This is a genomic window from Ilyomonas limi (genome assembly GCF_005233845.1).
Classification (GTDB): Bacteria; Bacteroidota; Bacteroidia; order Chitinophagales; family Chitinophagaceae; genus Ilyomonas; species Ilyomonas limi.
On record NZ_SZQL01000001.1, the window covers coordinates 73,888 to 97,100 of the forward strand.

General features: G+C 40.5%; 17 protein-coding genes. 12 read left to right on the top strand and 5 right to left on the bottom strand.

Features of this window, described 5'->3' with window-relative positions:
• Window positions 1-5 precede the first annotated feature (5 nt).
• The 3 genes from treY (at window position 6) to FC093_RS00360 (ending at window position 4,676) form a co-directional block, all read left to right on the top strand.
• Window positions 6-2,690: a malto-oligosyltrehalose synthase gene (gene treY / locus FC093_RS00350; RefSeq protein WP_137259751.1), complete on the top strand. Its 2,685-nt coding sequence runs from the start codon at window positions 6-8 to the stop codon at window positions 2,688-2,690.
• A 251-nt stretch (window positions 2,691-2,941) separates the two neighbouring features.
• On the top strand, window positions 2,942-3,775 hold the full coding sequence (locus FC093_RS00355) for a sugar phosphate isomerase/epimerase family protein (RefSeq protein ID WP_240743138.1): 834 nt from the start codon (window positions 2,942-2,944) through the stop codon (window positions 3,773-3,775).
• Window positions 3,776-3,875: 100 nt separating this feature from the next.
• Window positions 3,876-4,676, top strand: coding sequence for a carboxylesterase family protein (locus tag FC093_RS00360; RefSeq protein WP_137259753.1), 801 nt, complete (start codon window positions 3,876-3,878; stop codon window positions 4,674-4,676).
• A gap of 74 nt (window positions 4,677-4,750) precedes the next feature.
• Here the strand turns inward: FC093_RS00360 and FC093_RS00365 are convergent, their stop codons facing one another.
• The 3 genes from FC093_RS00365 to FC093_RS00375 all read right to left on the bottom strand — a co-directional run bounded on the left by FC093_RS00365 (window position 4,751) and on the right by FC093_RS00375 (window position 8,142).
• Window positions 4,751-6,085 carry a serine hydrolase domain-containing protein gene (locus FC093_RS00365; RefSeq protein WP_137259754.1) on the bottom strand — a complete coding sequence of 445 codons (1,335 nt, stop codon included), beginning with the start codon at window positions 6,083-6,085 and terminating at the stop codon, window positions 4,751-4,753.
• Between the two features lie 268 nt (window positions 6,086-6,353).
• Entirely contained in the window at window positions 6,354-6,803 is a 450-nt protein-coding gene (locus FC093_RS00370) for a hypothetical protein (RefSeq protein WP_137259755.1), read from the bottom strand.
• Window positions 6,804-6,879: 76 nt separating this feature from the next.
• A complete protein-coding gene (locus FC093_RS00375; protein WP_137259756.1) occupies window positions 6,880-8,142 on the bottom strand; it encodes an adenylosuccinate synthase in 1,263 nt (420 codons plus the stop codon).
• A gap of 600 nt (window positions 8,143-8,742) precedes the next feature.
• On the opposite strand from FC093_RS00375, the gene purU reads away from it, so the two are divergent.
• Window positions 8,743-9,570 (top strand): formyltetrahydrofolate deformylase, encoded by an 828-nt coding sequence (purU, locus tag FC093_RS00380; protein ID WP_137259757.1) that lies wholly within the window; start codon window positions 8,743-8,745, stop codon window positions 9,568-9,570.
• 139 nt (window positions 9,571-9,709) lie between these two features.
• Window positions 9,710-10,594: an ACP S-malonyltransferase gene (fabD, locus tag FC093_RS00385; RefSeq protein WP_137259758.1), complete on the top strand. Its 885-nt coding sequence runs from the start codon at window positions 9,710-9,712 to the stop codon at window positions 10,592-10,594.
• Between the two features lie 226 nt (window positions 10,595-10,820).
• On the opposite strand, the gene FC093_RS00390 is transcribed toward fabD, so the two are convergent.
• Both FC093_RS00390 and FC093_RS24325 read right to left on the bottom strand, forming a co-directional pair.
• Window positions 10,821-12,746 (bottom strand): M43 family zinc metalloprotease, encoded by a 1,926-nt coding sequence (locus FC093_RS00390; protein ID WP_137259759.1) that lies wholly within the window; start codon window positions 12,744-12,746, stop codon window positions 10,821-10,823.
• A gap of 348 nt (window positions 12,747-13,094) precedes the next feature.
• Entirely contained in the window at window positions 13,095-13,223 is a 129-nt protein-coding gene (locus tag FC093_RS24325; protein ID WP_262711006.1) for a hypothetical protein, read from the bottom strand.
• Between the two features lie 51 nt (window positions 13,224-13,274).
• On the opposite strand from FC093_RS24325, the gene mqnB reads away from it, so the two are divergent.
• The 7 genes from mqnB to FC093_RS00425 all read left to right on the top strand — a co-directional run bounded on the left by mqnB (window position 13,275) and on the right by FC093_RS00425 (window position 23,209).
• Complete coding sequence (gene mqnB, locus FC093_RS00395; RefSeq protein WP_137259760.1) at window positions 13,275-13,913, top strand: futalosine hydrolase; 639 nt, start codon at window positions 13,275-13,277, stop codon at window positions 13,911-13,913.
• Window positions 13,914-14,030: 117 nt separating this feature from the next.
• The gene (locus FC093_RS00400) at window positions 14,031-14,861 is read left to right on the top strand and encodes a 1,4-dihydroxy-6-naphthoate synthase (protein WP_137259761.1); all 831 of its coding nucleotides are present in this window, start codon (window positions 14,031-14,033) and stop codon (window positions 14,859-14,861) included.
• Between the two features lie 487 nt (window positions 14,862-15,348).
• Complete coding sequence (locus tag FC093_RS00405; protein ID WP_137259762.1) at window positions 15,349-16,620, top strand: hypothetical protein; 1,272 nt, start codon at window positions 15,349-15,351, stop codon at window positions 16,618-16,620.
• Between the two features lie 3 nt (window positions 16,621-16,623).
• Window positions 16,624-16,995 carry a hypothetical protein gene (locus FC093_RS00410; protein ID WP_137259763.1) on the top strand — a complete coding sequence of 124 codons (372 nt, stop codon included), beginning with the start codon at window positions 16,624-16,626 and terminating at the stop codon, window positions 16,993-16,995.
• 21 nt (window positions 16,996-17,016) lie between these two features.
• On the top strand, window positions 17,017-18,534 hold the full coding sequence (locus FC093_RS00415) for a hypothetical protein (protein ID WP_137259764.1): 1,518 nt from the start codon (window positions 17,017-17,019) through the stop codon (window positions 18,532-18,534).
• Between the two features lie 311 nt (window positions 18,535-18,845).
• The gene (locus tag FC093_RS00420) at window positions 18,846-22,460 is read left to right on the top strand and encodes a hypothetical protein (RefSeq protein WP_137259765.1); all 3,615 of its coding nucleotides are present in this window, start codon (window positions 18,846-18,848) and stop codon (window positions 22,458-22,460) included.
• Between the two features lie 11 nt (window positions 22,461-22,471).
• Complete coding sequence (locus tag FC093_RS00425) at window positions 22,472-23,209, top strand: hypothetical protein (RefSeq protein WP_137259766.1); 738 nt, start codon at window positions 22,472-22,474, stop codon at window positions 23,207-23,209.
• Window positions 23,210-23,213: the final 4 nt, after the last annotated feature.

The following is a 23,213-nucleotide window of genomic DNA, read 5'->3' on the forward strand; positions in this document are numbered from 1 at the left end:
ACTACATGTATTTCCCTGCTTCTACCTACCGTATACAACTCAACAGTAGTTATACATTTAATGATGTAAAACACATTATTCCGTACCTGCATAAGCTGGGTATTTCTACCATATATGGTGCGCCAATAACTACTGCTACCAAAGGCAGCACACATGGCTACGATGTTATTAATCCCCATATGCTTAACCCTGAAATTGGAACGGAACAACAGTTAAAAGAAATAGCAGTACAGCTACAGGAATATGGCATGAGCTGGCTACAGGATATCGTGCCCAACCACATGGCTTATGCTATGGATAACGAACGCCTTGCTGATGTTTTTGAGCGTGGCCCGCAATCGCCGTACTACCATTATTTTGATATTGACTGGAACCATTTTGACCCAAAGTACAAAGGCAAAGTAATGGTGCCGTTTATTGGTAAAGATTTGGATGAAGCGATTGACAGTAACGAAATAAAATTGGTATATAAGAGTGATGGATTTTTTATTGAGTATTACAACAACCTTTATCCTGCTGCCATAGATACGTATGGCTTTATTTTTTCCATTGAAGATGATGAAAGCCTGAATGAATTAGGCGAAGACATATATGCACAAATGAATGTTGAGCTAAGCGAATGGAACAGTTATAAAAAAACGTGGCTGCAACAATTGACATCTTATACAGCTACTATACAAAAGGCAGTTGAGAAAATTAATGAAGATAAAGGGTTGCTTCGCAAATTGCTGAGCCGGCAGTACTATATACTCACCTGGTATAAAGTAACGGAACAGGAAATTAACTTTCGCCGTTTCTTTACCGTTAACTCTCTGATCTGTCTTCGTATGGAGAATGAGCAGGTGTTTGATGACTATCACCAATTCATTTATCGTTTATACAAAAACAACTTAATACAAGGCTTGCGAATAGATCATATTGATGGATTATACAACCCGCAACAATATGTACAACGGCTAAGAAAATTGTTTGGTGAAGACGTGTATGTTATTGCTGAAAAAATATTGGAATACAACGAAAACATTGCACATGATTGGGACTTGCAGGGAACGAGCGGCTACGAGTTTTTATCGTTTACCAATCAACTGTTGAGTAGTAAAAAAGGTGGTGAAAAGCTGTTGCAATTTTATAAGCAATTAGTACCAAACACACCGGATTATGAAAAAATAGTGTTCCAAAAAAAGCACCGCTTTTTGTTTGACCAGATGGGTGGTGAACTGGAAAATTTATTGCACTTAGCAGCAGACTTAAAAATATTTGAAGGCAATGAATACAATGCGGAAGCTTTGAAAAAGGCATTAGGTGTGTTGATGGCTTCTTTTCCCGTATATCGTATTTATCCGGATTGTTATCCATTGAATGAAGTGGCGGTACCCATTGCAGAGAAAGCATTTGACAAAGCTGCAAAACATATTGACGATGCACAACGGGAACTGCAATTATTAAAAGACATATTTTTTGCAGATGGTACAAAGCCCGAAGATGCCAACAGGTTATTGTTCCTGATGCGCTTAATGCAGTTTACTGGTCCACTCGCTGCAAAAGGTGTAGAAGACACTACTTTTTATGTATATGATCCACTCATTTCGCACAACGAAGTAGGTGATGCACCCGCGCAGTTGGGCATCAGCATTCAGGATTTTCACAACAAAATGATTAGCCGCCGGCAGAATAATCCATACTCACTTAACGGCACTTCTACACACGATACCAAGCGTGGCGAAGATGGTCGTATGCGTATTAATGTGTTATCGGAAATGGCAGATGAATGGATACAGGAAGTAAACAACTGGAGGCAAATTAATGCACCATTTATAAAAATAATTAATAATAAACCAGCACCTTCTGTTAACGACGAATATTTTATTTACCAATCACTTATTGGTTCCTTTCCTGAAGATTTGCAGGTAACGGATAGTTATATTGAACGTTCATTAGCGTTTATACAAAAAGCCTTACGCGAAGCGAAAGTAGAAACGACTTACACTGAGCCGAATACAGCTTATGAAGAAGCCTGCAAAAACTTTATTACTTCTATTTTAGATAGTAAGCATGATTTCCTGCAAAGGTTTACTCCTTTTTTGCAAAAGGTAATTAAACCTGCAACCATTTACTCTTTAGAGCAGGTATTAATAAAAATAACAGCACCTGGTATTCCGGACGTGTATCAAGGTTGCGAGTTGTGGGATTTAAGTTATGTAGATCCAGATAATCGTCGCCCGGTAAATTATCAATGTCGTATGGAAGCATTAGACAACATTATGCAGAAAGAAAAAGAAAGCGCCGAAGCTGTGTTATCTTTTATACAACAACACAAACAGGAAGGGCGCGAAAAGTTGTTTGTAACGTATAAAGCACTCAACTTCCGCAATGCTCATAATGAATTGTTTTTAGAAGGAGAATACATACCTGTAACCAGCAATGAAAATGTAGTGGCTTATGCACGCAAGCACAATAATAAATGGGTGCTTGTTGCTTTCCCTGTTAATATCAAAAACATTACAGAAAATAATGGCAATCTATTAGGTGAGCAAGCCTGGAATGCCAATAGCTTGCAACTTCCTGAAGGTGCACCAACGAATTGGAAAAATATCTTTACCAATGAAGGTATTAAAGGTGATAACCAGTTATTGTTAAAAGATGTATTTGCTAAGTTTCCGGTGGCTTTACTGGAGGGAGCATTACTGTAGTATTAGAATATATTAGATAAGTACAGGAATAAAAGTCGAGTATAGTTGTTCATTGTACTGCATTATGGCAAAATAGCACAGCTCGTTTATATAAAAACTGTATTTTCAGCTTTTCAAACTATAAGATTGTTACCTAAAAGTATAGCATATCCGCTGGTTACGCGCCATTTGTACAACTATCATGTATAATTTTTGAAAGCTTTGGCACAGCCTGCGCCGTACAGCAAGCAAAAATTAATTAACCTATGAGTATGTTCTTCGAAATTTCACTGGCAGAATGGTCTTTTCACAGGCAGTTGGAAGAGGGCAAATTGACCAACCTTGATTTTCCTGCCAAGGCAAAAAATGAATTTGACATTAGCGCAGTAGAATATGTAAACACTTTTTTTAAAAATAAAGCAAATGATACTGCTTATCTCAGCGAGTTGTTGCAACGCTGTAAGGACAATGGTGTACAAAATCATTTAATTATGATTGACAACGAAGGTGCGCTCGCAGACCTGGATGATAAAAAGCGCAATGTTGCCGTGGAGAATCACTACAAATGGATAGATACCGCAAAGTATCTCGGCTGTACAATGGTGCGTGTAAATGCGTTTGGTGAAGGCAGCCCCGAAGACGTGCAAAAAGCGGGTGCAGATGGGCTGAATAAATTATCGGAATATGCGGAGAAAATAGGTATTCAGATAACGGTAGAAAATCACGGCGGCCTTACCTCTAATGGTGAGTGGCTCGCAGGTTTAATGAAATTGACCAACAATAAAAATGTGGGCACCTTACCTGATTTGGGTAACTTTTGCATTAGGTGGGAAGGCAGTTGGAGCAACTGCAAAGAGATGTACGACCGCTATAAAGGCGTAGCTGAAATAATACCTTATGCAAAGGGCATCAGCGCTAAAACGATTGATTTTGATGCTAACGGAAATTGCATGGAAACAGATTATGCACGCATGATGAAGATTATAAAAGATTCGGGTTTTAAAAGTTATATGGGAATTGAGTATGGCGGTGAGCATTTGAGTGAGGACGAAGGAGTGCGCAAGACGAAAGAACTCCTGCTGAAAACAGCTGCTGGTATGAGTTGATTATTTATACCACGAAGACACAAAGGTGCTAAGGATAGCGGACATTAAAGCTTTACGTTTACTTTTTAATACAACCAACTTTTTCAACAATTTACCAAACATGAAACAACTTTTTATTGTGCTGCATTTACTGCTGCTTGTAGTTGCTGCCAGCGCGCAAATGGATGATACCACCGGCTTTTTTCAGTACGAAAAAAAGTTATTTATACAAGGTAATGATACTTTGCGTTATCGAATTTTATATCCCTTGCACTACAATGGCAACAAGTCTGTTCCGCTGATTGTTTTTCTGCATGGCAGCGGCGAGCGCGGCAGCGATAATGAAAAGCAATTATTCCATGGCGGCGCTTTGTTTTTAAAGGATAGTATTCGAAACAGGAATCCTGCTATTGTTATCTTTCCCCAATGTCCTGATGATAGTGCATGGAACCGGTTTAATCGTAATACGCCGCGCGGCGACAGCTTTTATTTATCACTCAATCAATCGCCTGATCTTAGTACGCCAGAGCGGCTGGTAAAATTGCTGATAGATAGTCTTTCGCAACACCGCATTGCCGATAAAAAGCGGCTATATATTGGCGGGTTGTCTTTAGGTGGGTTTGGTACATATGATCTGCTTACAAAATATCCTGACTATTTTGCGGCAGCTTTTCCCATTTGTGGTATGACCAATGTGCCTTTGTATGCACAACGCGCTTACAAAGTACCATTATGGATTTTTCATGGCGCTAAAGATGATGTGGTAAATCCCGGGCCTGACAGATTATTATATAAAACACTGCAGACTACCAAAGGTGCTCATGTGCAATACACCGAGTATCCTGATGCCGGTCATAATAGTTGGGATAATGCCTTTGCCGAACCTAATCTCTTACCTTGGCTACTGGCGCAAAAAAAGTAGAGTATTTTATATCTCTTTACAAACAAAAAAGCAGTAAGAAGGTAGTGCCTCCTTACTGCTTTTTCTGTCAACCGTTATCTAACAACTGTCAACTTTTGACCAGCCGTTTTCTTCTTATCAATCGCTTCATACACCGCATCCAGCATGTTCCTGCGCACACTTAATGAACTTAGTAAATTATTGGCTCCTCCATAAGGACATACACGGTTAGACAGCATAATAAACAGTAAATCTTCTTTAGGATCAGCCCACACGCAGGTGCCGGTAAAGCCTGTATGGCCAAAGGTTTCCGGCGATGCATAGATGGATGGATAAGGGTCGCCGTTGGTAGCATTATCTTTCATTGGCTTGTCAAAGCCGTAGCCACGGCGGCTAATATTGCTATGGTAGCCGGTAAATAAATTGATGGTTTGCCGGTTAAGAAAGTGATGCCCGTTCCAGTTGCCGCCATTCAGCAGCATGAGGTATAATTTAGCCAAATCATACGCATTACTATACAAGCCTGCATGGCCTGCCACACCGCCATACATTGCTGCGCTGGGATCGTGCACATCGCCACGCAACAGTTCCAGCCTGAAGACATTTTCCTTCTCGGTGGGCGCAATCCGGGCAATAGAAATACCCTTTTCTTTAGGTGTAAAAGTAGTGGTGCGCATACCGAGTGGTTTGTAAAAGGCATCCGCTGCGTATTTATCCAATGCTTTGCCCGAAAGCTGCTCTACTATTTTACCCAGAAAAATAAAATCAAGATCACTATATACATATTTGACTGGCAGTAAAAGCGGACTTTGTACAATGCGCAGGTCCATCGTATCAAGCCAGTCTTTGCGCAGGTACATATTATCAGCCACACGCACCGAATACAAACTATCCCTGATTGCTCTAAAGAAATAAGGCAGCGGCCTGCCGGTAGAATCTATCGTTTCTCTGTGAAAAAATACATCGGGCAACAAGCCTGCCTGGTGCAGCAAAATATTATCAATGTGCAACGTATCTTTATCGCTGCCTCTTACCCATGGAATATAGGTGCCCAGTGTGGCACGTAGGTCTAATTTTTTTTGCTCATACAACTTCATGATAGATACCGTGGTGGCTGATACTTTGGTTACCGAAGCTAAATCGTACACCGTTGCGCGTGTAACCCGCTCCAGGCTATCGTAGTTGAAATAGCCAAAAGTTTTGTAATACACCACTTGCCCTTTGCGTGCCACTAATACCTGGCAGCCAGGTATGGCATGTGCGCGAATGGCACTGTCGGCAATAGCAGTGATTGCTTTATTCAGCTTGCTGCTGCTGATTCCAACAGATTCGGGCGTAGTGATTTTGTATAATGAAGAGGAAGCAGTTTGTTGTGCGGTGGCACAAAAGAAAACGGCTAAAAAAGCAGTGAGTATAGCAAAGCATTTCATAGAGCATGAAAGTAAAGCGCATTTTGTACAATGCAAAAGGGAATTGTGAGAATAGTTGCCTTTTGTTGATTTACTATATTACTGCCTGTTCATTGCCTTTATTAGTAATCATGTACTACCTCAATTAATATTGATCGGGGTGGAATTAGTTGAAATAAATAAAACAGCAAATGCTTAGCCGAAGCAATCGGTTAAGCATTTGCTGTTTATACTTTTGAAGATCTTCTACAAAGAAAGAGATGCTATTACATAGCAGTAAGGTGGCGATTTAAAAATCATCATCGTCATCATCAAATCCACCTTTATCGTTGAAGAGGTCAAATTCCTTAAAGTCTTCATCCGGTTTAAAGTCTTCTTCCTCATCATCACCTTTTTTGCTGCCCGATTTCTTACCGGCGCTGCCAGTTTTCGATTTTGGAATATCAAACTCATCAAAGTCAGGATCCCAACTATCCTCTTCATCTACTTTTTCCCAATCATCCTCTATATCCACATCATCTTCCTCATCCTCCTCTTCGTCCTCATCTTTCTTAGACTTAGAGGTCTTGGAATTTTTTGCGGCAGCCGTTTTCTTTATCGGCTCATCCTCTTCTTCGTCCAAGTCGTCATCCTCCTCTTCCATCTGCTTTTTGCTTTTTGTAGAAGCCTTTTTCGCGGTGTCTTTACTATTCGCTTTGGGGGTATTACCCGCTGTCTTTTTGTTAACAGATTTTGCCATGGTTCCTTGTATTATCAACGTAAAATTTCAACGAGTTTTTTAATCGGCAAAAAAAATTTTTTGTGCCAAAAATCATCTACAGTGTTACAATTTGTTCTCTGCCCGGCCCGTTGGAAACATATTTTACCGGCGCACCAATATAACTGTTGATAAAATCTATATAGGTGGTCATAGCGGCAGGCAAATCTGCTGCATTGCTGATGGTCGTTGTATCGGTATTCCAACCTGTAAATGATTGATACACAGGTTTAATATTCAATCTATCCATCTGAAACGGCACCTCCGTTTTTTCTTCACCATTAATGTTGTAAGCCGTACACACATTCAGTTCCTTAAACGCATCCAGCACATCGGCTTTTGTCATTACCACTTGTGTTACGCCATTAATCATACAGGTATATTTCAATGCCACCAGGTCTATCCAGCCGCAACGCCGGGGCCTGCCCGTAGTAGCGCCAAATTCAGAGCCAATTTTCCGCAACTCTTCACCAACAATATCATTTAGCTCGGTAGGGAAAGGTCCGCTGCCTACGCGGGTACAATATGCTTTGGTAACGCCTATTACTTCACGTATTTTCTGCGGAGCCACGCCCAAACCAGTACATACGCCTGCCGAAATAGTGTTGGACGAAGTAACAAACGGAAATGTACCAAAATCTACATCCAGCATGGTGCCTTGTGCGCCTTCGGCTAATATTTTCTTGCCCTCAGAAATTTTATTATTGATAAAATATTCGCCATTTACCACCGGCAGCGTGCGTAAAAATTCGATGGCTTCGAAAAATTCTTCTTCCCATGCCGAAATATCTTCATTAAAATGATAGCTGTCCAGTATGCGCTGGTGTTTCAGCCTCAATTTAATATATTCGGTGGTAAAATTTTTGCCCAACATATCGCCCACACGCAGTGCATTGCGTCCGGTTTTATCCATGTATGCCGGGCCAATACCTTTAAGTGTAGAGCCGATTTTCGATTCACCTTTCGATAATTCGGAAGCTTTATCCAAAGCCCGGTGCGTGGGCACAATAAGGTTAGTACGGTCTGCAATAAACAAATTTTTACGCACATCAATCCCAAACGATGCTACCGTGTCGCACTCGCGTTTGAGCGTCACCGGGTCAAGTACCACACCATTGCCAATGATATTAATGGTGTTTTGATGAAAGATGCCCGAAGGTATCTGGTGCAGCACTATTTTCTTGTTCTCTACATATAGTGTATGACCTGCATTAGGGCCGCCCTGAAAACGGGCAATCACATCATAATTGGGTGCAAAATAATCTACAATTTTTCCTTTGCCTTCATCGCCCCATTGCAGCCCGAGAATTACGTCAACCATTGTATTCAGTTTGATAAGACCGCAAAAGTAATTGCATCCATCGGTTTTGAACAATGGAATGTGGAATATTTACAATTTAGAGCAGTTTATGCTACAGTTTTAAAACAATGCAGGAAAAAAGCCTTAGGATTTCTTTTAGGAAATGAGCCTTAAAGGCTGTTTAGAAATAATTGCTTTACCCGCAAAGGCGCTAACGGCACAAAGAATAATAAAGCATACTTCGTGTAACCCCGTCTCCCTTCAGGCAGGTTCTTTTCTTTGAGTCTTACGGTTCCTGATTCTTATAGAATTTAAATAACCTTTTAATGTTATTGCAAGGCTTTTAGTGTCTGCGGGCTAATAGAATTTTAGCAATCTTATCAGCCTTGTACTAACTTCAATATCCCTGTTTTAAACTTTACATTTACTAAGAGTAGCAGCAGCTTTTATTTATTGCAGGATATAGCGGATGAATTAACGAGCTTGTCTGTTTTATAAATACATACAACTTTGCGTAAAGAAACAAGAGGGAAGCCGCAGAGATAAGATTCAGGGAGCAAGCAAACAAGAATGGAATACAAGAATTATAGGCATTTCGCAACAAACAATTGATAATAAACAATGGTTATCGTTATTCAGTGTAAAGACAAGGTTGGACTGGTAGCTTCCATTACTACCGTGCTGATGCGTAAAGACATCAATATCATTTCTATGCGCGAGTTTGTAAATACAGAGGAAGTGCGCTTTTTTGTACGCATAGAAACTACCGAAAGCAGCGATGTTGCTTTGATTGAGGCAGAACTACAAGCCGTGTTGCCCAATGATGCGGCTATTACTATAAACCCGTTGCCCGATAAGAAAATTGTAGTGCTGGTAACTAAAGAATATCATTGCCTGAGCGACATTTTAATACGTAATTATTTTAGCACTTTAGGTGCAACAGTGCAATGCGTTATTGGCAATCATGCCATATTAGAAGAGTTGTGTAACAAGTTTAATGTACCTTTTTATTATATCTCGCACGAAGGCAATAGTAAAGAGGCGTTTGAGGAAAAGCTGATTAGCACTATCCGGCAATATCAGTCTGATTATCTGGTACTGGCTAAGTTCATGCGTATTTTATCGCCACAATTTGTAGCTTTATTTGCAGGGCGCATCATTAATATTCATCACTCCTTTTTGCCGGCTTTTATTGGTGCACATCCTTACCGGCAGGCGTATGAGCGCGGCGTAAAAATGATTGGCGCTACCGCCCATTTTGTAACCAACGATTTGGATGAAGGGCCTATTATTGTGCAGCAAATCATTCCGGTGAATCATGCTTTTACCGCAGCCGATATGATAAAAGCAGGCAGGGAAATAGAAACCGCCGTACTGGCAAAAGCATTGCAACTGGTGCTGGATGATCGTGTATTTGTATATAAAAATAAAACAGTCGTATTTGAATAAATAACGCCTTCTCTCAACTTACAGTCGTTATAACTGTAATATGGCACAGCATTTACCACCAGCATATTCAGTATATTTCAAAATTTAATCTCTTTTAGTTTATCTCTCTATTTTTGACCTCTCAAATAAAAAGCACCTCATGAGTAAACACGCTTATGTATTTCCCGGCCAGGGAAGCCAGTTTGCAGGTATGGGTAAAAACCTGTACGACAGCAGCAATACCGCTAAAGAACTATTTGAAAAAGCCAACGATCTGCTGGGCTTCAGAATAAGTGATATTATGTTTGAAGGCACCGACGAGCAGCTAAAGCAAACAGCGGTAACACAGCCCGCCGTGTTTTTACATTCGGTGATTGCATATAAAGCATTGCCGGATGCACAGCCCGATATGGTAGCCGGTCATTCGCTGGGCGAATTTTCTGCGTTGGTAGCTAATGGTGTATTGAGCTTTGAAGATGCGCTGAAGCTGGTAAGCATTCGTGCGGGTGCTATGCAAAAAGCCTGTGAATTAACGCCTTCCACCATGGCGGCAGTATTGGGTATGGAAGACGACAAGGTAGAAGCTATATGTGCCGGCGTACAAGCCGAAACAGGAGAGGTGGTAGTGCCGGCAAATTATAATTGTCCCGGCCAGTTGGTGATTAGCGGGTCGGTAAATGGTGTAACAGTTGCCTGTGAAAAATTAAAAGCTGCCGGCGCCAGACGTGCTTTGATATTGCCTGTAGGCGGCGCTTTTCACAGCCCACTGATGGCGCCTGCTAAAGAAGAACTGGCGGCTGCTATAGCTTCTGTTACATTTAATCAGCCTGCCTGTCCTGTGTATCAGAATGTAACGGCAACAGCCGTAACCAATCCTGATGAAATAAAGAAAAACCTGGTAGAGCAATTAACCGCTGCAGTGCGCTGGACACAAAGCGTGCAGGCAATGATTACCGGTGGTGCAACGCAATTTACCGAAGTGGGCCCCGGTAAAGTATTGCAGGGATTGATTAATAAAATAGATAAAACAGTAACTACGGGTTAGGAGATATAAGGAATAAGAATTAATAAATAAAATGCAAGGAGAAGCTGCAAGCCACAAGCAGTAAGCCTTAGACTGCTCACTTCGAGTTAAAGATATTTGATGCTACTTATTTGAAAATGATATTATTATTTATCAGCAGCACAACAGTTCGCCCCATAATAAAAGAAACCGCTCTGGGAGCGGTTTCTTTTATTACAATTATTACAAAAATCTATTTTTAAAATTATTAATGCTGTACTACAATCTTTTGTGTTACGGTTATACTGTTGTTGCTGATCTTTATATAATACATTCCATTGGCGAGGTTAGATACATCGAGGCGATACTGCCTGCTATCGGTATTAATTTGTTTTACACTCAACAACTGTCCCATCTGACTGATAACCGAAAGTGTGGCGTTGCCCTTCCATTCACTGCCGGCAAACTGTATAGTAGTGTAACCCGAAGCTGGTTGTGGATACACCATTACGCCGCTTTTGATGTTAATAGTTTTAGTCACATCTTCTTTCAACGAACTGCTGCTGGTAGTTATTTTAAGGGTGTAGCAGCTTGTAGCGCTGTAAACGCCGTTAAACCCAAACACTTCTACTCTGTAAGTACCTGCTATGCCGCCATTGTAAGCAATAGATTCGCTGGATGTGCTTCCATTTTGGGAGCTGCCTATCTGTGTACCCGACGGATTAAAGAGTTTTAAATCGTAATCCTTAGGCAGGTCGGTAAGCATTACTTTAAAGTTGGGCGCGCTGGTAGTAGTAGTAAATTTAAAGAAGTCGAGGTCGTCACTGGTATCTATCAGTGCTTTAATGTTTTTATTTAAACCGATAAATTTAGCACTCGACTTAGTATTGTTTGGCTCAAACTTATCGGTGCAGGCAGTTGCCATAGTAGTAAAGGTAGCAGTGCTGCTATAGCTGCCTGCACCGCCGGAACAGGTGGCTTGTATTTTATACGTATATTTTGTAGAAGCAGTTAAGCCCGTTAACGTATAGGAAGTAGCCGTAAGTCCGCTAATGGTTGTATAAGTAGAGGCTGAGGATACTTTGTATTGCAGCCTATAACTTATTGCTCCGGAGACTGCATTCCAGCTTACGGTAGCGGCGCTTTGAGAAATATTGGAAGTAGCCAGGTTGTTGGGTGTACCGCAGCTACCGGATGGTGTACTGCAACCCTGCGAATTTACGATGGCTGCTCTGGCGCCACCACTTTGCAATACTGCCCACATTCTGTCTTTTTGCCCGGTTGTAAACATTTGCATGCAGGCATCATTGGTATAATCCATATAGTTCATAAACATATCGCTATTGGGACCATTGCTACACGAGACATGCGGAAAGGTAGGACAGCCATAGTTCTCATCAGCAGCATTAGGAGTGTCGCCTACGAGGTCGCTGCCAGTACAGTCGCCATAATCGTCACCCCAAATATGGCGCAAATTGAGCCAGTGACCTACTTCGTGAGTGGCTGTCCTGCCTTTGTTATAAGGTGCTTTTACAGTGCCGGTAGTACCGAAAGCAGAATATAGAATTACAACTCCATCGGTAGCAGGAGGCCCACCGGGAAATTGCGCATAGCCCAGCAGGTCATTACTCAGGTTGCATACCCACAAATTAAGATAGCTGGAAGCAGGCCAGGCATCATCACCGCCACTGCTGCTTTTCTTTACTGCATCATTATCCGAGAACGAAGTTTTGCTGGTGTATTTGCGAATAATGCCAGTGGTTGGATTGCCGCCCGGGTTTTGCTTTGCCAGGCAAAACTGTATCTTACAATCGGCTATTAATGGCTTAAAAACCGAAGGTACTGCGGCGGTATCAGCATTTAGCTTCTGGTAATCCTTATTGAGCACATCTATCTGGCTTTGCACCTGCGCATCACTTATATTTTGTGCAGTGGTGTGGTACACTACATGTACTACCACGGGTATGATATAGGTAGCAGCGCCGCGTGCAGTGGTACTTTGCATCCGGCTGCCACCATTTTTAATAAACCGTTGGGTAAATGCTTCAATTTCCTGCTGATTTTTGGCAAAAACAGGATTGTTGGACAGCATTTGCAGGTAAACTTCATTTGTGGCACAGGTACGCTGTGCGCTGGTATAAAAGGATATTAAAGTAAGGCAGGCAATTATGGGTAAGTAGAAAATGCATCGCATAGCAGTTGGAAAATTTTTTAGGAAACTTACAGCTATTTTTCTATAACATAAAATTTTAATGGGATTTTAAAGCCGAAAAACCATCCAGAAAAATACCTGGCATGGCTGCCGCTTTTGTTTAATTGTGCAAATGCCGTTTTATCGCTATATGTTTTAGAAGAAAAAATGATTAGTAACAAATGAATAATAATATCATTTTCAGTTGAGCAGCCCGCCGCACTTTTGCTCAAAACTTACAGCTTATATAAGCTAACTTAATTGAAACCGGTATAAACCCATTATTGTTTTATTAACCGTACTAAAAAGCCGCCACCCATTACAATGCAGTTATCGTTGTACAATTAGCTGCTAATACAATGCTCTGTTGAACCATGTCTTTACCAGTATTTGTTTATCGGGGAAGAACGTGCAACGTATCAGCAACCTGCGCTGCAAACCCGGTAAGCGCAACTGCAAAGAATAGAGTATTTTTTTCATACAGTATTTTAACGGTGGTGAAAATATGAATTACTGCGACCTTTGCAGATTATGCAGATAACTATTGCAGCAGCAACAAGGTTGGAATTAAAGGAAGATATGATAAAGCAGTCAAACGGACATGACATTCGTATTCTTTACACCGGAGTTGGCATATTGCCAAGTGCTGTAAGCATCACGCAACATGTGTTACAGCACAAGCCCGATTTAATTATTCAAATGGGCATTGCCGGTTGTTTTGATAGCAATATTGGCCTGGCTAATGTGGTAGCTGTGAAAAAAGAAAGCCTCGGAGATACCGGCGTGCAAGAAAATGGTGAATGGAAAGATGTATTTGATATGGGTTTTCGGCAAAAGGGTGAAATGCCTTTTAGTGATAAATATTTGGTAAATGAAACAATAGAAAAATACAATGTGCTGCAATTGCCCGAAGTAACCGGCGTTACCATCAACGAAATCACCACAGAAAAGGCAAGGATAAAAATGTTGCAAGGAAAGTATAACGCACAGATAGAAAGCATGGAAGGCGCTGCGCTGCATTATGTTTGCCAATTATTCAACATTCCGTTCATACAAATAAGAGCCATTTCCAACTATATAGGCGAAAGAGATAAAACGAAATGGAAGCTAAAAGAAGCAGTAGCAAGTTTGAATGAAACGGTATTACACATGCTGAATAAAATAGAATAAAAGTTATTCATCTTATCCGTGCTTCAGTCCGTGCAATCCCTGTCTGCCGGCAGGTGTATCCAAGAATTCATGCAAAAAATAATTTTAGTAATCATAAAAACAATTTGTGTATAAAAAATGGAACTACAATTAGGTTTTAGTCCCTGCCCCAACGACACTTTTATTTTTGATGCCTTAGTGAATAATAAAATAGATACACAGGGTATCACTTTCAATGTGGAATTACAAGATGTTCAAACATTGAACAACTGGGCGCGGCAGGGAAGGTTGGATGTATCCAAAATCAGCTATGGCGTGCTGCCTATGATTTTGAATGAATACATTGTACTCAACAGTGGCGGTGCTTTGGGCAAGGGTGTTGGTCCGTTGCTTATTGCAAAGCAAAGTGCAGAAAATATAATAGAAAGGGATTTTACAGTAGCCATTCCCGGCAGAGATACTACAGCGCACATGCTGTTTTCACTGGCTTTTCCGCATATTATACGCAAGCGTTTTTTGGTATTTAATGAAATTGAAGATGCCGTGCTCGAAGGCAAAGTAGATGCTGGCGTTATCATTCACGAAAACCGTTTTACCTACATGCAAAAAGGGTTAGTCAAGCTGTTGGATTTAGGGAATTATTGGGAGCAGCACACCGGCGTAGCCATACCGCTCGGAGGTATTGTCATGCGCCGTGAGCTGGGTAAAGAGCTGATAGAAAAAGTAGATGATTTAATAAAGCAAAGCGTGCAATATGCTTTTGCAAACAACTACGAAAATTTAACGCCTTACATCAAAGCGCACGCACAGGAAATGAGTGAAGATGTGATGAAGCAGCACATTAATTTGTATGTAAATGATTATTCTATTGCCCTCGGCAGTGATGGAAAAAAAGCCGTTATGAAACTGCTGGAAGTGTATGAACATCTCTACCCCGTGCCGGCAAGGTATAATGAAGTATTTGCATAACATGTTTTAAGATGACAGTTGATAGAATAATAGCTGACAGCAAGAAGCAGTATGTGGATGCTTTGCTTATGTTCCTCAATATATTAGCGAAGCGCACTTTGAAGGATGAGATAAGGATGCTCTCCAGATTCATAAAATAATTAATACATATAAGGCAGATCAGAAACCTGCCTTTATTATTTTCTTCGGGGTGCGCTACACTAACACCTCAAAGAACTCAGGCAGCTTTGCGTGGAATGACAGGCATTTCCTGTCAACTGTCATTTCCCAACCATCACTTTCTTCTAAGCTTACTACAACATTCTCTGCATTGTTATTGCTGCCTATTTATGCAGTTAACTAATGCACAATTCTTTACCGCTGGTGTAATCCTATACAATCATTATGAATACATCAGCGTTAATCAATGCAAGTATCTTAAATTTACACTTGCCTGTAAGTGTGCGGATAGTTAAAAAAGCTTGTTATTTTTAACCAAACATTGTTAATGAAAAAACTCCTGTGTATTTGCCTGTTATTTCTGCTTGCTGCTTGCACTTCTGATAATGGTGAAGAAAAAGCGACACCTGCTGCTTCCCCACACATTAATAAAGTAAACTTCTTCCTGGAAGTGTCCGGCAGCATGGCCGGCTACCTGAATGGCGCTACCGACTTTGTAAAAACCATTCCTAATCTGCTGGTAGCCATAGAGCATAAAGTAGATTCGGGCAGGCTGAAAGTACACGAGTATTACATTGCTGATAGTATTACGCCATTCAACGGCAGCACCGAAGAATTTATAAGTGAAATGGCAACAAGGCAAACGGCAAAAGAAAAGAGTTCGGAAATGCAAAATATGTTTAAGATGATTGCCGATAAAACCGACTCGAATGATATTTCGATGTTCGTGTCGGATTGCATATTGTCTTATTCTGATGCGGAAGTAAAAGCGAATAAAGAAATCAACCGCGAAAAAGCCGAAGGCGGTTTAAAGCCGCTGATCACCAGCACCTTTGATAAGCTGCAGCAAAAGAACAATATGTGCGCATCGGTATTCGGTTTCATGTCCGATTTTAATGGTACTTATTATACTTATCAAAACGAAAAAATACCCATCAAAAAAGGACAGGTGGTGCGCCCATATTACTTGTGGGTAATAGGCAACCGCGAGTTGCTGAAACAGTTTAATGCGCAGTTGTATAAGCTGGAAAGCTTTAAGCCCGATTTAGCTATAAACTTTGGATTGTTTGATAAATCCATTACGGATTACAGTATTTTTTTCAGGTATAAAAAAAGTGGTGAGTGGGAAACAGATGGCAAAGCATTAACGGATGTAGCTGTTTCAAAAAAACAGTCGGTTCAGGTGGCAGTTGGGCTTGATTTATCGGCATTACCACCGTATGCGCAGGACACCAGTTATTTGCGTCAGCACTTGCAATTGAAAACAGATAATGTAGATTTTACAATTGCCAATATTTTATTAGCCGATGACATTAATAAAAGTGATTTAAAAAAGAATGAACTGGACGATCTGTCAAACAGTACGCACCTTTTTATAATCAACATTAAGGATGTGTATAAGCCAACAGCAGCGCTGCAGTTCAGTTTACCGTTGCAATACGATACCTCTTACCGAAAGTTATCTATCATGGACGACAGAAATGTAGCTAACATTTCGGGAAAGACTTTTGGCTTTGAGTACTTGGTGGATGGCGTGCGTGCGGCTTATCAAAATCCTAATCAAGACTTTATTTCCATTGATATTCCCATAAAAAAATAAACCATGTTTACAGCTATTTATGAACTGTTATGCGGAAAAAATGATGACCCGATTTATGCCAGTAATGTATATCCGTATGTAGGGCTTTTCACCTTAGTATATGCTATTGTTTTTGCTATTGTGTTTTATTTGCTGCTGGGTCGCTGGCGGCCGGTATGGGACAAAGTATCACATTGGATTATTACCTTAGTTATCTTAATAGCTATTGCAGCTTATTTAGCTTTAGACCAATCCAAAAGTGCTACCGGCGAGAATTACGATGCCTTTATGTATAAGTTTGCCATCATCAATGCGGTGGTTGCTACGGTTTACTTTTTTATCTTTTCCGTTATTCTTAAAAGAGCTTCCATTTTTGCCAGGCGCACTCCTTTTTAATACAGATTAATACGAATAAGAATGACAAGAAATGTTTATGTTTTTGGCATTGGCGGTACCGGCGCAAGAATCATCCGTTCGCTTACGATGTTGCTGGCTTCGGGTGTTCAGCTTACCGGTACGCATAAGATTATACCCATTATTATAGATGTAGATGCAAAGAATGCAGATACCACGAGAACACTAAAAGCTTTGGATGCTTACAAGCTCATACGCGAGCGCGGCTACGGCAACCGCGAAGATGTAAAAGATGGTTTTTTTGGAGTGAATTTGAATACATTGAGTTCCGTTACTTCGGAGATAAGCGGGGCAGAAAAACCGGATGATTCTTTTCAACTGCAGTTTGAAAATTTAGAGACTTCTTTTATCAGATACATTGATCCCAAAGAAGAGCTGGCAGGCGATGTAACGATGGATTTGTTAGAAGCATTATACGATAATACACCGCCGGGGCACGACAACTTTAGCCATACCGAACTTAACCTTCGTCTTGACTTAGGTTTTAAAGGCAATCCCAATATTGGCACCGTAGTGTTTAATAATCTGGCTACTACCAAAGCATTTCAATATGTGCTAAAAAGCATTAGCGAAAACGATCGCATCTTTATTATCAGTTCTATTTTTGGTGGCACCGGTTCCTCCGGTTTTCCGCAGTTGGTACGGCTGTTACAGGAAGAAGAACGCATCCGCGCTAACCCATTTGGTGCACTCACCGTGATGCCTTATTTCAATGTAACGGACGATAAAAAAAGTGCTATTAATTCAGACAGATTTAATGCTAAAACGGAAGCGGCGCTTACTTACTATGCCAAATATTTAAAAGGAAAAATCAATGCTTTTTACCAGCTTTGGGACCGTCCATTAAAGCAATACGAAAACAAAGAAGGTGGCGCCGAACAGCACAACAATGCGCACTTAATTGAATTGATTGGTGCTACTGCCATCATTGATTTTGCCAACAAGCCAGACAATGCGCTTAAATCAAAAGATAAAACCGTCTATTTCGATTTTGGCATTCAGCACGAGGACCAGTTGATAGACATCCGGCATTTTTACGATACTACAAAGAACACTATCCTTTATCCACTTACATTGTTTACGTATGCGATGAAGATTTATCTTGAAAAAATTCCTGAGTTTAAAAACGAAGCTTTTTATAAAGAGCTTAATCTGAATCATCAATTAACTTCCGATCCGTTCTATCAAAGTCTTACCGCATTTTTTGATAAACATTATAAAACATGGCTGAAAGAAATGATGGAGAATGAACGGAAGTTTCAGCCTTTCAATATTGATTTGGCAGACCTCAATTCGCTTGTTCGCGGCAGGCAGATAGAGGTAAAAAAAGTATTAGGTATTGTAACGAATGGTGGTATTACAGATGCATTTTTGAAAGAAAGACTGGGCAAGCTGGAAGATGAACTAAAGAAGAAAATGCCCGAGAATGAAAGAGAAAAAAGGTTCCTTAAACTGCTGCATGAAATAGCGGAGGAATGTTTTAAAAAATTGGAAAAACTGCCATCGGAAGTTTTTCATTAGATACAACAGGAAATGATATTGTTCACTTTGCATTTACTATAAATAATTAAGGGTTGTTTTTGTCACACTGAGCAAAGCGAAACATCTGAGAGTAATAGTAAAATCAAAATAAGTCTTCAGCATTGATTTAAAACAAAGCACAGATGCTTCCTTGGTCAGCATGAAAGCTTAAGAGTGATTTTGCGCCATTGTTGGTGTTCTTCACTAACAATAATAATTGTAAATCTGCCGGTGAAGAACACCGGCAACGGCAAAGGCGGAAACACTCTTAAACTGAATTAATAAGTTAATTTAAACGATACGATTATCCTATGCCAGCACACATCTTCAGAAAATATCCCGGATATAATCCCAACGAAATAAAAGACTGGACACCCAGCACGGTAATAGACACTCACAGTTTTGATGTGGAAGACATTGTGTTTTCTAAAGGCTCTTCCAAAGCAGGCACTGCTATTCCTTCGCCGCTGGCGCGCATGGAGTTGTTTGATACGGCATTTCACATCGTGGCTTCCGACCAGAAGAATAACCTAAAAGGCAGAACCATTTATCACCAGTTAGTTTCAGATTGTTTGGATGTATTGCAGTTAATTTTCAATACCAAAAATGCGGATATTGGTTTGGGCAAAAGAGTGTGGTTTAAAGAATGGAAAGTGCGGGAAAACATAGATAAATTGAAAGGGAAAGGTGAATCGCATCCCAACTATTTATTGGGCAAATCATTAGACCAGATTTTTTCTGATAAAGTCAACCCGCGCTTTGCCGGGGTGGATAGTATCTTTCTTATTTTTTATGAGAATAAATTGCTCGGCGGCACATCGCCGCTAACGTTGGTTTTTACCTCTCCCAACTGGAGCCGTTACATCAAAGATGGCGCTATCCAAAACATTCCGCAAAGTGCCGATGGTGATGTTTTCTTTGATGAAGATTACAGAGCATTACACGAAAGGGATAAGGTGTTTGTGGAATATATGTATAAGCTCATGCTGCAAAATAAGGTAGCTTTTGATAAAGCAGATGGGCTAAGAAAATACATCAACAAAACAGTGGATACTTACTTCCCCAACTGGCGCAATGAATTTGCCGATTTCCGTACCACTGTCAACACTACAGACGACGATGGCACCATCACCAACCTGATGGATGACGAATACGATAAAGTGCTGACCAATGTGGACAATAAATATCTAACCATCAACGGGCTTTATTTTTACCATCAGCAGGAAGGCAAAGAACAGGAGAAAGTAAGAAATGTAAGTGACTTTTTAATTCGCGCCAGCGTACACAAATACAGCACGCAAAAGAATGAAAAAGGCGAAGTGCAAACGGTGCAACCGCCACTGGTACTGGTAGATGGCATGAACTACAGTGGCGATTATATGGAGAAAAATGCGCCCTGGAATTCCAACACCAAAATCAAAGACATTTATCACAAGTATGTGCCGCTGTACGAAAGAAGGCTGCCACAAGGTAATTCGCAATCCATTACGTATCCTTTTATAACAACAGATGACTTTCTGGAAGATTATTTAGTGGAGATGCCATTCAATATCAACAGTTCAAAATTTTATTCTGGCTTTCGCGGCGATTTCAGGTATTTATTACCCATTAAAAAAGAATACTTCAACTTTTTTACGTTAGCAGATTTAAAGAATAATTTGAAGATCACGCTGGATGAAGGACAGGTAAAAGTAGCATTAAAAGTGCCCATCCGGAATCGTAAAGGCGTACCGGATATTTTATTTGCCAAAACCTACAGCAAAGCGAAAGGCACGGTGGTAGAATGTCGTGCCGATGTAGGCATTTATCCTTTTTACCAGGTAACAGACAGCGACCTGAATGATTACACCATATTGCTTGCAAACCGTATAGAAAAGGATAAAAATAAAGAACAGGTAGCGTTGCATTTTTTCTCTTTTAAAGATTTTGCTTCAGATGAAACACGGTTGGATAGCAACCCAATCATTCGTTCGTTGTTTGATACCGGCGCTACCGCGACTTCCAAATTTTACAAGCTGAAAACTGCTTTTGATTATGCCGAATTATTGTATCATTTTGATGAATTAGGAAATCAGTGCAGCGGCTTGATGGTGCCCGATTTTAGCAGCAGAACATACAACAGAGGCACGCTTATCCGCTCCTTTACTTTTGCAATAGATTTTGGTACTTCCAACACGCATGTAGCCTGGATGGAAAATGGTGAGCCATTGCCGCATCCGTTTGAAATAGAGCCGGCAGACCAGCAAATGGTGTTGCTGAATGAGCCATCCAGCACCACCGATTTAAGCATCAAATATGCTACCTATGGTCGCTTTCCCGAAATAGATTTGATTATACGGCGTGAGTATTTGCCAGCGGTGATTACCTCAAAAGATAACGCCGATATTTCTTTTCCATTTAAAACCGCTACCGGCGAAGTAGTGGACTTCAGCAATATTGAAAAAACAAAAGTTGATTTATTCAGCCATATCAATATTGGCTATTACATAGACAAAGAAGAAACAAAGGGCAACATTATTTATACTACCAATCTCAAGTGGTTGCTGGAAAATAATAATGATGATACCAACAAAGCCAGAGTAAAACTTTTTTTGCAACAACTGCTTTGGCAGATAAAAGCAAAAGCTATTTTAAATGGGGGCAAGCTGGCTGATTTAAAAATAGTTTGGTCTATGCCATTGAGTATGGACCGGGGCAACAGAACATTACTGAGAAACGTGCTGAGAGACGCTTTTAAAGAAGTGTTTGGCAACAGTGGTGCGACGCTTGAAGATCCGATACCCGAATCGGTAGCACCTTATTTTTATTTAACCAAATCGGGCAGTGGTATTCAGGATGTTGCCAATGCAGTAAACATTGATATTGGCGGCGGCACTACCGATGTAATGATGTTTATGGAATCGGCGGGCGCCAACCGGCAGGATAAATATTTAACCACTTCTTTCCGCTTTGCCGGTAACGATTTATGGGGCAGTGGCTACAAAGGCAAATTGAAAGACAATGGCTTTATAAAGAATTACATGATCTATCAAAAAGCCAATAACATCAACCCTGCGGAAGAAATAAGATACTTTAATAATGGAAAAGATAATGCAAATCTTACTGCCGATGATTTGATCAGTTTATTGTTTAGATACGATACCAAATTCCGTTTCAGCGATTCTATAACGATTGGTAATCCTAATCTATCGCTGCTGTTGTATCTGCATTACAGCGCTATCATTTATCATATTGTACAAATTATTGAAGCAAAACAATATCCGTTGCCGCGTTATTTATCTTTCACCGGCAAAGGCAGCCAATACATTAAGATGATTTGCGGCGGCGATGAATCGGAACTGGAAGATTTTACTAAGCTGCTTATAAAAGCTTACACCGATTTGCCGCTGCAAAACAGCTTTAAAATTCATTTGAATGATAATCCTAAAGAAATAACCGCAAACGGCTCGGTGTTGTATTCATTGGCAGGCAGCGATGAAAAGCAGAAATACGAAGGCGACTTTAAGTTTACGCTCCCCGGTTTTAATCCAACAACACCAACTAATCTTACAGAAAGATTAAACACTATTGCTCAGAGTAAGCGTGACGAATTTTTGATTTCAGAAGTGGAAGAAATTAACAGCCCGCTCAATGTTGCTGTATTAAATAATGTCAACAATTTTTTGGAAAAAACATTAACCAACAGAAGCATTATTGAGTTCTTAAACGACTTCAAAATAAAGAACCTGAAGCAGGTATATGAGACCTTGAAATGGGATGGCAATATAGATAACGGTGAAGGTCTGGTGTACGACAGTTATCGCAAAGTATTAAATAATTTGCGTACACAGGATAAAGAAAATGTACTGCCCGAGTCGTTGTTTTTCTTTGCTTTTAAAGATGCTTTATACCAGTTATCAAAGTATATTACGGATACCAAAATCTAAAATTGACTGCCATGCAATATTGGATACTTGATGCCACCACACCAGCCAATAATTTGTCTGCTGCAATTACCTGGCTGCCGTATGCAATTACGGCAGTGCTGCTGGCTGCGGCTGTTTATTTATTCATGGAAAATAAAAAACTGCAGGCAAGGAAAAAGCATTATAAAAGCAGAGCAAACACATTGGAAATAGACCTGCAGCAAATGGCGCAAAAGCTATCGGCAATGGCAATGCAGAAAGAAAAACTGGAGAAAGATTTAGCCGATTCGGAACTGGATAGAAAAGCGTTGGAAGACCGGCTAAAATCGTTTGAAACAAAGAAAGTGCAGCAGCCTAAACCAGAGCTTAAATCAATGCCTGTAGCAGCACCGGCGATAACAGAAAAAGCGACTTCTAAACTACCTGTTCAACAGCCCAAACTACCTGTAGCCAAAATAAAGTATGCACGTTATGCCGATATGGGTGATGGCTTTTCCAATGCCGAATTGCTGGACAAGCCTGATGGCGAAACCATTTTTGAATTGACCATTGCGCCAAATAATAATACCGGCGAATACCAGGTGGCTTCCCACCCCGATGCACAGCGCTATGCTTTATCTAATGCCCAATACTTTTTAGGCAAAACCTGCCAGTACGATTCTTTTCCATCCGGCGCTAATGCAGTTATTAAAACCGATACACCGGGCACTGTAAAGCTTGCTGGTGGCAAATGGACGATTGTTAATCCTGCTAAGATTAGTTTTAGTTAAAGCA